The organism is Hymenobacter sp. UYP22 (genome assembly GCF_040547285.1).
GTDB lineage: Bacteria > Bacteroidota > Bacteroidia > Cytophagales > Hymenobacteraceae > Hymenobacter.
Genome location: NZ_JBEPPK010000016.1, coordinates 123,045 through 135,328 on the forward strand (window position 1 = coordinate 123,045; position 12,284 = coordinate 135,328).

The window sequence follows — 12,284 nt, forward strand, 5'->3', positions numbered from 1 at the left end:
GTTGTTGGGTCGGGTTGTTTGGGTTGAAGCTACCTGAGGGTGGTGCGCACGATGTTGCTGTGCCCCTCGTAAACATCCTGCTGATTGAAGTGCTGCACGTGGTACTCCAGGGTGGTGCCGGCCGGAAAGGATTCCGTATCGATAAAGGGAGAGCGGGCATTCGTAGCCACTTGCTGCCAGGCGTCTCCCTCTGTTCCTACCCGGCGGTAGACGTGCACCTTTTCCAGCATTTCTTTGGAAAAGGCAATGTGCCGGCCGGCCGGCACCAGGGTGAGTTCGATGAGAAGCTTGTGCGAATCCATAGTAGGTCAGAAAATGTGGCCGGCTACACGAGCATGCCCAGAAGTAGAAAGACCAGAAAACCCAGGAAAAATGCGGAGGTTAGCCAGGGCGACTCCGGCTCCTCGTGGGCCTCGGTCAGCAGCTCTTCCGTTACCAGGAACAGCAGCGCGGCCAGGCCGAAGGAGAGCACCAGTTCCATGACGTTGTCGGAGGCGCCCTGCAGCACAGTGATACCGACCCCGGCCCCGACGACCAGCAGCCCCGACAAAGCAGCCACGACGCCCACGGTCCGGGCTTTGGGCTGCCCTTCCTGCTGCAACTCCACGGCCGTAGCCAGCCCCAGCGACAGCACCTCAATGGTCAGGGCAATGGCCAGCAATAGGCCTTCCTCGGCCCCGGCCGCAAAGCCGATGCCCAAGAGCAGCCCGTCGATGAGGATGTCGATGGCCACGCCCGTGAGCAGGCCCATGGGCAGCGGCGCCCGGCGCTGGTCCGCGGCTTTTTCGGTTTGCGAGGCCCACATGGTGCCTGGGGCGAAGTAGGGAAGTGGCGTGGCTTTCTCCTTTTCCGCCGCTTTGCGGGTCCAGGAGCGCAAGGCCAGCATCAGCCCTACCCCCGCCCCGAAGCCCAGGCCAACCTCCAGCGGACGGTGACGGGCCACGATGTCGGGCAGCAGCTCGACGGCCACCACGGAAAACACCACCCCGGCGGCGAAGTGCAAAATGGCGCTGCGAATGGCCGCGCCCGGCGGGCGCAGCACGGCCACAACGGCCCCCACGACCATGATGGCGGCGGGCACCAGGGAATACAGCAGCACCTGACTCCAGGAAGGGGGCGCGTCCGGCGTAACAGCCAGCAGAAAGGCGAGTAGCATACGGGGTTACATATTGAGGGCCCCGATGCCGGCCGCGTTCAGGCAGGCTTCCTTGAAGGCTTCGGCGTAGGTGGGGTGGGCATGCGACATCAGGCCCACGTCTTCGGCCGCGCCCCGGAAGTGCATGATGCCCACGGCCTCGGCAATGATGTCGGCAATGCGGGCCCCGATCATGTGCACGCCCAGAATCTCGTCGGTCTGCGCGTCGGTGAGCACCTTCACCAACCCTTCGGTGTCAGCCCCGGCCAGCGCCCGGCCGGAGGCGGAATACGGAAAGGAACCCACCTTATAGGCTTTGCCCTGCTCCTTGAGCTGCTCCTCGGTGTAGCCCACACCAGCTACTTCGGGCCAGGTATAGACCACACCCGGGATAAGCAGGTAGTTCACCTCCGGGGCCTGGCCGGCAATGAGCTCAGCCACGTACACGCCTTCATCGGAAGCCTTATGGGCCAGCATGGCCCCGCGCACCACGTCGCCGATGGCCCAGATGCCCGGCACCGTCGTCTGCAGGTCCTCGTTGACTTTCACGCGGCCCTTCTCATCCAGCTCCACGCCGGCCGCGGCCAGGTTCAGCCCGTCGGTGTAGGGCCGGCGGCCCACTGATACCAGGCAGTAGTCGCCTTCCAGCTGCAGCTCGGCCGATGGCCCGCCCTGGGCCGTGAGCTTCACCGTGTCGCCGGTCCGCTCCACGGCCGTCACCTTGTGCGAGAGGTAGAACTCCAGACCCTGCTTCTTGAGGGAGCGTAGCAGCTCCTTGCCCAGGGTGCGGTCCATGGTAGGGATGATGGCGTCAGTGTATTCCACGACGGACACCTTGCTACCCAGCCGCGCATACACTGAGCCCAGCTCCAGGCCGATAACCCCGCCGCCCACAATAATCAGGTGCTGGGGCAGCTCGCGCAGGGCCAGCGCCTCGGTGCTGGTGATGACACGCTCCTTATCCAGGGTGATGAAGGGCAGGGTGCTGGGCTTGGAGCCGGTGGCAATGATGATGTTTTTGGCCGTGAGCAGCTGCTTTTCCCCACTGCCCCCGTCGCTGGGCTCTACCAGCACGGTGGTGGCATCCACGAACGAGGCTACGCCGTGGAGTACGTCCACCTTGTTTTTCTTCATGAGGAAGACCACCCCGTCGCACACTTTCTTCACCACCTGGTCCTTGCGCTCCATCATGCGGGGCAGGTCGGCACGCAGGTTATCGGCATCAATGCCGTGCTCCGTGAACTGGTGAGTGGCTTTCTGGTAGAGCTCGGTGGATTCGAGTACCGCCTTGCTGGGGATGCAGCCCACGTTGAGGCAGGTGCCGCCCAGGGTGGGGTACTTTTCGATGATGGCCGTTTTCAGGCCCAGCTGCCCGCAGCGTACGGCCGCGATATAGCCGCCGGGGCCGGAGCCGATAATGAGAACGTCGTAGGAGGTCATGAGAGAAACGAAGAAGCTAGTCAGGTTAGAGGTGGGTTTCGTGCCGGGCAACGTCGCCGCGCTCCACTTGAATGGTCGCGTGCTGGATGGAATGCTTGCCCGTGACGTACGCCTGGGCGCGGGTCAGTACTTCCTCGTGCCCGGCGGCCTCGGCCAGCACGACGTGGGCACTCAGGGCATTGACGCCGGAGGTCAGCACCCAGGCGTGCAGGTCGTGTACGGCCGCCACGCCCGGCACTTGCAGCAGGCCCTGGCGCAGCTCCTCCAGGTTGATATCGGCCGGGGTACCTTCCAGCAGCACGTTCACCGACTCCTTGAGCAGGGCCCAGGTGCGGGGCAGGATGAACAGGCCAATGCCGGCCGAGAGCAGCGGGTCGGCGTAGTACCAGCCGGTGGTGAGCATAATGATACCGGCGGCAATTACCCCGATAGACGTCAGCATGTCGCTGAGCACTTCGAAGTACGCTCCCTTCATGTTCAGACTCTCGTCTTTGCCCTGCCGCAGCAAGTACATGCCGGCCAGGTTAACCGCCAGTCCGAGACCTGCGATCCATAGCATCTGCCCACTTTCCACCTGGGGCGGGTTCCGAAAGCGCAGATAGGCCTCATAGAGAATATAAATCGAAATCAGAATCAGCACCACCGCGTTGGTCAGCGCCGCCAGGATCTCAAAGCGGTAGTAGCCGTAGGTGCGCTGCGGCGTCGCCGGTTTCTCCCCGAAGCGGATGGCCAGCAGGGCCAGCCCCACGCCGGCCACGTCGGTGAGCATGTGGCCCGCGTCGGCCAGCAGGGCCAGACTGCCGGTCCAGAACCCGCCCACTACTTCCGCCAGCAGGTAGGTCAGCGTTAGAAAGAAGACAATGGTCAGTTGCCGCTTGTTGCGGCTGGCGGCGCTGCCGCTCATACCGTGGGACCCGCTCATGTCGTTTGGTCGTTAGGGTGGTGCGGGCCCTGGCGCAGCGCCCGGGGCATGGGCTCAACCACTGACAGGGTATGCTGCGCTTGTGGGGCAGCGAGAGAAGCAGGCGACGGGTTACCGGTACCCGGCGTGGAATAGTCCATGCGCTGAATGCGCACGGCATTTAAAATAGCCAGCAGGGCCACGCCCACGTCGGCAAACACGGCCTCCCACATGGTCGCCAAGCCGCCCGCGCCCAGCACCAGCACGATGCCTTTTACCACGAAAGCCAGCCAGATATTCTGCCACACCACGCGGTGAGTGGCGCGGGCAATGCGCCGGGCGGTGGCAATCTTGCTGGGGTGGTCGGTTTGGATAACCACGTCGGCGGTTTCAATGGTCGCATCCGAGCCCAGCCCGCCCATGGCAATGCCCACGTCGGCCAGGGCCACCACCGGAGCATCGTTTACCCCGTCGCCCACGAAGGCCAGCTTCCGCCCTTCGGTTTTGTACTGCTGCACGTAGCGGGCCTTGTCCTCGGGCAGCAGGCCGCCGTGGGCCTCGTCGATGCCCAGCTCCCGGGCGACGCGCTGCACGATGCTGTCCTTGTCGCCCGAGAGCATGACCAGCTTGCTGATGCCGTCGGCGCGCAGCTCCTGCACGGCGCGGGCCGCGTCCTCTTTCGGGGCGTCGGCCACAGTCAGGTAGCCCGCGTACTGCCCGTCCACGGCCCCCACCACGATGCTGTCCACCACCTGGTCTACTTCGGCCGGGTAGGCCACGTTAAACTTGCGCAGCAACTTGGTGTTGCCGGCCAGCACGTCGCGCCCGTCCACCCGGCCCCGTAGGCCGTGGCCGGCTATTTCCTCCACGTTCTCTACTGCCACGCCGGCGGTAGCCGCGCCGACGTGGGCCACGACGGCTTTGGCAATCGGGTGCGTCGATTTGGTTTCCAGCGCCCCGAGCAGCCGCAGCAGCTGGGCTTTCTCCAGTCCCACCGCCTGCACCTGCTGCACGGCAAACACCCCCTCCGTGAGGGTGCCGGTTTTGTCCATCACCACCGTATCCAATTCGCGCATGGCATCCAGGAAGTTGGAGCCTTTGAACAGGATGCCCGCTTTGGAGGCCGCGCCGATGCCGCCGAAGTAACCCAGCGGAATGCTGATGACCAGCGCGCAGGGGCAGGAAATGACCAGGAACACCAGGGCCCGGTACAACCAGTCCCGGAAGACATAGTCCTCTACCACGAAGGAGGGCACCAGCACCAGCAGCACGGCCAGCGCCACTACGATGGGGGTGTAGATTTTGGCGAACTTGGTGATGAACTGCTGGGTTTTAGCCTTGCGGCCCACCGCGTCCTGCACCATGGCCAGGATCTTGGCCAGCTTCGTGTCCTGGTAGCCTGCCGTGACGGCTACCTGAATCAGGCTTTCCAGGTTGACCATGCCGGCCAGCACCGGCTCCCCCGTTTGTTTGGTCTGGGGCACGGATTCCCCCGTCAGGGCCGCCGTATTGAAGGAAGCCGGTCCCTTGGTCAGCGTCCCATCCAGGGCTACCTTCTCGCCGGGCTTCACTTCAATGGTATCGCCTACCTGTACCTGTTTGGGATCCAGCACCAGGGACTGCCCGCCTCGCAGCACCGTGACTTCCGTGGCCTGGATTTCCAGCAGGGCCTTGATGCTGCGCTTGGCCCGGTTCACGGCCGCGTCCTGGAATAATTCGCCGACTGTGTAGAACAGCATCACGGCCACCCCTTCCGGGTACTCGCCGATGGCAAACGCCCCCAGCGTGGCGATGCTCATGAGCAGAAACTCGTTGAACACGTTGCCCGACGGAATGCTTTGCACGGCGGAGCGGATGACTTTCCAGCCCACCAGCAGGAAGGCCACCCCGTACCAGAGCAGGCGCACGTAGCCGGTAAAAAAGCCCACCGTATAGTAGTCGAGCGCAATGCCGGCCAGCAGCAGGGCCAGGCTCACCCCGGGCCAGAGGTAGGGGTTGTCCCCGGCCGGACCGTGGTCGTGGTCGTCGCCGTCCCCGTGGGAGTGGCCGGCGTGCTCGTCGGCCGGTTGGCCGGCCAGGTCCACGACCTGTTTGCCGGGGGGATGGTGGTGGCCCGTGTGGTCGTGGGTGGCGTGGTCGTGGCCGGGCACGTCGTGGCCCTCGGGCGCGGCGGCGGCCTCAGGCGTGAGCTGGTCCCGGCTCAGGGCGCCCACGTTGTCGAGCTGCACCTGCTTGGCGGTGTTGAGCTCTTCGTCGGTATTGGAAGGGGTTGGATCAGGCATAGGAAAGATGCATCAGGTGAAAAATGAAGACAGCAGCCAGCCGGCCGCTACCAGTCCACGAAAAAGCCGGCCAGGCCTACCAGCACGAGCACGGCCCCGGTCAGGCGACGCTCGTGGTGCGCCAGCCCGTCCAGGTTCAGGCGACCCAGCCCCCGGTGAGCCAGCGCGACCAGCGCGCACATGGCCGAGACCGAAGCCAGCAGGTACACCCCCATGAGCAGGGCCAGCGCCGCCGGGCCGTGGGTGCCGGCGGCCAGAAAAAACGTTTGAATTTCCAGGCAGGGCGCCAGAAACATGGTCGCCGCCAGCCCCAGTACCACCCGGCCGCGGGGCCGGGTCGGGGCCGGGTCCGGGTGGGCGTGTCCCGGCCCCGACAAGGCGTACAGCACGCCAATGAGCACGAGCAGGGCCGGGGCCGCCCCGCGGGCCAGGTGGGAGAACTGCGCCGACAAGCGCCAGCCCAGCAGCCCCAGCCCCAGGCCCAGCAGCACCGTGCTCAGCACGTGGGCCAGGCCGGCTACCAGCGTCACGCCCACGGCCCGGCGCAGGGGCCAGCGCTCGGCGCGCGCCACGGCCAGCACCGGCGCCCAGTGGTTGGGAATCGCGGCGTGCAGCAGGCTTAACAGCAGGCAACCGGTGAGCAGATGGAACATGGGCAGGGCGAAGAGCCGCGACAGGAACGCGGCCGGATTAGGGGAGAAAATGCGCGGCTATTCTTCTTCTTCCGCGTTTTTGAGCTTGGCCAGCAGCGAGTACGCGCCCTCCACCACGACCTGCGCCGCCGCAGTGCCTTGCGGCAGACGGACTTCGGTGTAGCCGTTTTCGCTTACCCCCGCCGTCACGGGCACCATGCGGTAGTGCGTTTCCTGGTTTTTTCCTGCCGGACCTTCGGCCACGAACACGTAGCTCTTTCCCCCAAACTGCACCAGGGCCTTGTCGGGCAGGGAGGGCAACGTGGCCGAGTTGGTTTCGATAGTGGCCCGCACGTAGGTGCCGGGCAGGCGGCTGGCGTCTTCCCGGCTCAGGTGGGCGTACACGCGCACCGTGCGGTCCTCGCTCACGGCGCGGCCAATCACATACACCTTCGCCCGGTGCTCGGCCCCGGCCGAATCATTGGCCAGGGTGTAGCGCACGGTCTGGCCCACGCGCACCTGCGGCACGTCCTTCTCGAACACAGTGAGCACCACGTCCAGGTGGGCCGGGTCCACGATTTCAAACAGCACGTCGGTCGAGGTCACGCTTTGCCCGGCGCTGGCATTCACGGTTTTCAGGAAGCCGCCGCGCGGGGCCCGCACCGGGGCCGTCGTGGTAATCTTGCCGCCCACCGGCAGGCCCGCCAGGCGCAGGCGGGCGGCTTGCGCCGCCACCTGGGTCTGCATGGCTCGGTATTCGGCACGGGCCCTCTGGAAATTTTTCTGCGGGGCTACTTCCTGGCGGTAGAGCTCCTGCTGGCGCTCGTACTCGGCGCGGGCAAACTCCAGCTGGCTGCTGGTTTCCAGGTAATCCTGCTGGAGCTGCACAAACTCGGGGTTGCGCACCGTCGCCAGCACCTGCCCGGCCTGCACGCGGCTGCCCTGTAGCAGGGTCGTCCGCTCCACGATGCCCCCGAGCAGGGCGCTGACGGCCACCGCGTTTTCCGGGGGCGCGTCGAGCGTGCCGTTGACTTTGAGCGTGCCGCTGAGCACCCGGTCTTCCACCCGGCCCAGCCGGATGCCGGCCGCCCGCTGCTCGGCAGCCGACAGGGTGGTTTCGGTAGCGTTTTCTTCGGCGGCGGCTTCGCCGCCCGCGGCCGATGTTTCCGTGGTGGCCCCGGCCGCTTCCGGTGCCGCCGTATCCGTTTTCTCCTGACCGCAACCGGCCAGCGTCAGGCCCAGCAGGGCCAGCAATGCGTATTTTGTCATGAAAGGGGGAGGCAAGAAAAGTCAGGGATGATTACTGGGGGGTGCTGCCCAGCAGGTAGTCCAGTTCGATGACGGTCTGGTTGTGTTCCAGCAGCACGTCCAGGTAGGTGGTGCGCAGGGTCAGGGCCCGCTCCAGGTTGAGCAGGTATTCGGCGTAGCCGGTTTCACCGGCCTTGAAGGCCCGCGTGCTCAGGCGCACGATGACGTCGGCCTGGGGCAGGGCCGTCTGCTGGTAGAAAGCCAGGCGCTGCTGCTGCTCGGCGTGCCGGGCCACTAGCTCGTCCAGCCGGCCCGAGAGCTCGGCCCGCAGGCGCTGGTAGCCGGCGTCGGCCACCTGCTCCTGCAGGCGGGCGGCCTGCACCCGACCCTTCTGCGGCCCGCGCAGGAGGGGAATGCCCACCGAAGCCTGCACGCCCTGGAAGCGGTCCGACCCGGCGTAGTACCGCTCCGCGCCGCCCACGCCGCCCATGGTCTGGGGGCCAATCAGCGACTGGTTGAAGTAGCCCAGCGTCACGTTGGGTAGTCCCAGGGCCTGCTCGGTGCGGGTGGCCGCCTGGCGCTGGGCGATGAGTTGGCGCTGCACTTGCAGCTCCGGGTTCTGGGTCAGGCGCGCCGTGTCACCGGTGGCGGGCAGCACCACGGGTTCCAGCGGGCGAAGCAGGCTGTCGGCCACGCCCACCGCCTGGCTTTGTTGCAGCAGGGCTTGCAGCTGGCGCTGGGCCACCTGGTAGCCGGTGCGGGCCTGGGCAATCAGGGCGCGGGTTTCGCCTTGCTGCACCAGGGCGGTGGCCGGCTCCAGGCGGGCTACTTCCCCGGTTTTAAAGCGCAGCTGGGCGGCCCGCAAAAACTCGCTGTAGAGGCTGTCCTGCCCGCGCAGCACCTGCACCCGGTGGCGGGCGTACACGGCCTGCTCATAATTCAGGCGCACCTGCCGCCGCAGCTCGGCCTGCACCTGGGCCAGCGTGAGCTGCTGCCCGCCGACCTGCGCCTCCAGCAATTGGCGCTGGCTGCGGTACACCCGCGGCAGCGAAAAGCTCTGGCTGACGTTGAATTGGTTGTCCTTGCGGTAGGAATTGTACTGCCCGTAGGTAACGCCCACGGTGGTGCGGCCCACGTCGGTAGCGGTGCGCCGCAGGGCCTGCTGGGCCTCCAAACTGCGCTGGGCAGCCGTTACCGTGGTGTTGGCCTGCAAGGCCTGGGTCACGGCCTGCTGGGCCGTGAAGGGCGTGCCACCGGCCGTCAGCTGCACTTGCTGGGCCCGGCCGGTGCCGGGCACCAGCAGTGTCAGCAACAGCACGGCTGCGCCGCCGGCCAGCAGGGGTGCCGACCGGGTGCCGTGGTGGGTTGGATCCTCGGGCTGCTGGTCCGGCCCGGCTGCCGGGGTGCGTTCCGACAGGGCGTAGAGCACCGGCAGCACCAGCAGCGTCAGCAGCGTGGCCGTGACCAGCCCGCCGATGACGACCGTGGCCAGGGGGCGCTGCACCTCGGCCCCGGCCGAGGTGCTCAGGGCCATCGGCAAAAAGCCCAGCGAGGCCACCGTAGCCGTCATCAGCACCGGCCGCAGGCGTACCTGTGTGCCTTCCAGAATTCGCTCGTGCAGGTTGGCCCAGCCCTCGTCCTTGAGCTGGTTGAAATAGCCGATGAGCACGATGCCGTTGAGCACGGCCACGCCGAACAGGGCAATAAAGCCCACGCCCGCTGAGATGCTGAACGGCATGCCCCGCAGCCACAGAGCCGCCACCCCGCCAATGGCCGATAAGGGGATGGCCGTGAAAATCAGCACGGACTGCTTCAGGGAGCCGAAGGTGAAGAAGAGCAGCACAAAAATCAGGGTCAGGGCCACCGGCACGGCCACGCTCAGGCGCTGCGAGGCCTCGCGCAGGTTCTCGAACTGCCCGCCGTAGGTGGCGTAGTAGCCGGGGGCGAACTTCAGGCGCTGGTCCACTTTGCCCTGCAGCTCTTCCACCACACTTTCCACGTCGCGCCCGCGCACGTTGAAGGCCACCGTAATGCGGCGCTTGGCGTCGTCGCGCTGCACCTGGTTCGGACCCTCCTGCAGGGCCACGGTGGCCACCTGCTCCAGCGGCACCTGCTCGCCCCGCGGGGTGGCAATGAAGAGCTGGCGCACGGCGTTGATGTCCTGGCGCAGGTCCGGGCGCAGGCGCAGCACCAAATCAAAGCGGCGCTCCTGCTCAAATATCTGCCCGGCGGCCTGGCCGGCAAAGGCAGTCTGCACCGTGCGGTTCACGTCCTCGACGTTCAGACCGAACTGGGCCAGCTTGTTGCGGTCCAGCTGGACCACAATCTGGGGCAGGCCCGTCACCTGCTCCACGTACACATCTTCGGCTCCCTGCACCTGCCGCACCTGGGCCGCGGCCCGCTGGGCGTAGTCGGCCAGCTGCTGCAGGTCTTCGCCGTAGATTTTCATCACCACGTCCTGCTTGGCCCCGCTGATGAGCTCGTTGAAGCGCATCTGAATGGGCTGCTGGAACCCGAAGGTGACGCCCGGAATTACGCTCAGGGCGTGGGCCATTTTCTCGGCCAGCTCCTCGCGGGACTTGGCCGAAGTCCACTTGCTCTGGTCCTTTTCCAGAATTACCATCACGTCCCCAGCTTCCACCGGCATGGGGTCGGTGGGAATTTCGGCCGCGCCAATTTTGGCCACCACTTCCTTGACCTCCGGAAACTGCTGTTTCAGGATGGCCCCGGCCTGCTGGCTTTTTTCGATGGTGTAGCTTAGCGACGAGCCCGTGAGCACGCGCATCTCAATGGCGAAGTCGCCTTCCGAAAGCTGGGGGATAAACTCCCCGCCCAGAGTGCGGAACACGAGCAAGGCCCCGACGAACAGCCCCACGGCCGAAGCCAGCACCAGGGCTTTGCGGCGCAGACCCCATTCCAGCAGGGGCCGGTAGCGGGCCTCCAGCCAGCTCATCATGCGGTCCGAGAAGTTGCGCTTGTGCTCCGTGTTGCGGCTCAACCCCAGTGCCGCCATCATGGGCACGTAGGTGAGCGAGAGAATGAAAGCGCCGATAATGGCGAAGGCCACCGTCTCGGCCATGGGCTTAAACATCTTGCCCTCAATGCCGGCCAGGGCCAGCAGGGGCAGGTACACGATGAGGATGATGATTTCCCCGAACGCGGCTGAGGCGCGGATTTTGGAGGCTGCCTCGTAGGTGGCCTCGTTCATCTGGTCCTGGGTTAGCTTGCCGTGGGCCCCGTCGGGGTGGGCGGCAATTCCCGAGTGGGTGTGCAGGCGGTGCACGATGGCCTCCACGATAATCACCGCCCCATCCACTACCAGTCCGAAATCAATAGCCCCGAGCGAGAGCAGGTTACCCGACACGCCGAACACGCGCATCAGGCTGATGGCAAAGAGCATGGCCAGCGGAATCACCGAGGCCACCACCAGCCCCGCGCGCAGGTTGCCTAGGAACAGCACCAGCACAAAAATCACGATGAGCGCTCCCTCAATCAGGTTTTTGGTTACCGTATGAATGGCCCGGCCCACCAGTTCCGAGCGGTCCAGGTACACGTCCACGGTCACGCCTTCCGGCAGGGACTTGCGCACGGTTTCCATGCGCTCCTTGACGGCCTTGATAACCTCGTTGGCGTTGGCGCCTTTGAGCATGAGCACGATGCCGCCGGTGACCTCGCCCTCCGCGTTACGGGTCATGGCCCCGTAGCGCACGGCCGAGCCCAGGCGCACCTCGGCCACGTCGCGCACCAGCACCGGCAAGCCGGTGCTGGTAGAGCGCACCACGATGTTGCCGATGTCCTGGGCGTTTTGGGCCAGGCCCTCGGTGCGGATGAAGTAGGCCGTCGGGTTTTGATCCAGGTAGGCTCCGCCCGTGTTCTGGTTGTTGCGGCTGACGGCCTGGTACACCTGGTCCACGGTCACGTTCAGGGAACGGAGCCGCTCCGGGTCCAGGGCCACCTCGTACTGCTTGAGCTGGCCCCCGAAAGAGCTGACGTCGGCCACGCCGGGCGTGCCCAGCAGCTGGCGGCGCACAATCCAGTCCTGAATCGTGCGCAGCTCCCGCGCCGTGTATTTTTTCTCGTAGCCGGGCTTGGCCCGTACCAGGTACTGGTAGATTTCGCCCAGGCCGGTGCTGACCGGGGCTAGTTCCGGCCGGCCCACGCCGGCCGGAATCTGGCTTTCGGCCTCGCGCAGGCGCTCGGCCACCTGCTGGCGGGCCCAGTAGATGTCGATGCCGTCTTCCAGGACGATGGTCACGACCGAGAGGCCGAAGCGGGAAAAGGAGCGTACTTCTTCGCGCCCCGGAATCGTGGCCACGCTCTGCTCGATGGGAAAGGACACCAGCCGCTCGATGTCGCCGGCCGATAGCGAGGGTGCCACCGTGTAGACCACAACCTGGTTGTTGGTAATGTCGGGCACCGCGTCAATGGGCAGCCGACTTAGCGAGTAGCTGCCCCAGGCAATCAAAGCCAGGGTCAGCAGCCCGATGATGAGCTTGTTGTGAATGGAAAAGTGAATGAGCCGGTCGAACATACTGGCTGAGGGGTAAGACTAGAAATCCTGAGAAAAGGGCGGTCGGAGCCCGCGGGGCTCGACGACGGCAGGGTTCGACAGCGCACAGCAAGGTGCGTATGCGCCGACGGGACCG

At 65.8% G+C, this 12,284-nt stretch carries 8 protein-coding genes; all 8 read right to left on the reverse strand.

Annotation, left to right across the window (positions count from 1 at the left end; all coding sequences use genetic code 11):
* Positions 1–29: 29 nt before the first annotated feature.
* Complete coding sequence (locus ABIB60_RS19710; RefSeq protein WP_044019263.1) at positions 30–302, reverse strand: hypothetical protein; 273 nt, start codon at positions 300–302, stop codon at positions 30–32.
* Between the two features lie 23 nt (positions 303–325).
* Positions 326–1,066, reverse strand: coding sequence for a ZIP family metal transporter (locus ABIB60_RS19715; RefSeq protein WP_135533000.1), 741 nt, complete (start codon positions 1,064–1,066; stop codon positions 326–328).
* Between the two features lie 96 nt (positions 1,067–1,162).
* On the reverse strand, positions 1,163–2,575 hold the full coding sequence (lpdA, locus tag ABIB60_RS19720) for a dihydrolipoyl dehydrogenase (protein WP_044019265.1): 1,413 nt from the start codon (positions 2,573–2,575) through the stop codon (positions 1,163–1,165).
* Between the two features lie 25 nt (positions 2,576–2,600).
* Entirely contained in the window at positions 2,601–3,497 is an 897-nt protein-coding gene (locus ABIB60_RS19725; RefSeq protein ID WP_044019267.1) for a cation diffusion facilitator family transporter, read from the reverse strand.
* A complete protein-coding gene (locus ABIB60_RS19730; RefSeq protein WP_081910975.1) occupies positions 3,494–5,758 on the reverse strand; it encodes a heavy metal translocating P-type ATPase in 2,265 nt (754 codons plus the stop codon). The genes ABIB60_RS19725 and ABIB60_RS19730 overlap by 4 nt, the downstream gene beginning before the upstream one ends.
* Positions 5,759–5,805: 47 nt before the next feature.
* Positions 5,806–6,411 (reverse strand): hypothetical protein, encoded by a 606-nt coding sequence (locus tag ABIB60_RS19735; RefSeq protein WP_044019269.1) that lies wholly within the window; start codon positions 6,409–6,411, stop codon positions 5,806–5,808.
* A 57-nt stretch (positions 6,412–6,468) separates the two neighbouring features.
* Positions 6,469–7,659 (reverse strand): efflux RND transporter periplasmic adaptor subunit, encoded by a 1,191-nt coding sequence (locus ABIB60_RS19740; protein WP_044019271.1) that lies wholly within the window; start codon positions 7,657–7,659, stop codon positions 6,469–6,471.
* Positions 7,660–7,690: 31 nt separating this feature from the next.
* Positions 7,691–12,169 (reverse strand): CusA/CzcA family heavy metal efflux RND transporter, encoded by a 4,479-nt coding sequence (locus ABIB60_RS19745; protein WP_044019272.1) that lies wholly within the window; start codon positions 12,167–12,169, stop codon positions 7,691–7,693.
* Positions 12,170–12,284: the final 115 nt, after the last annotated feature.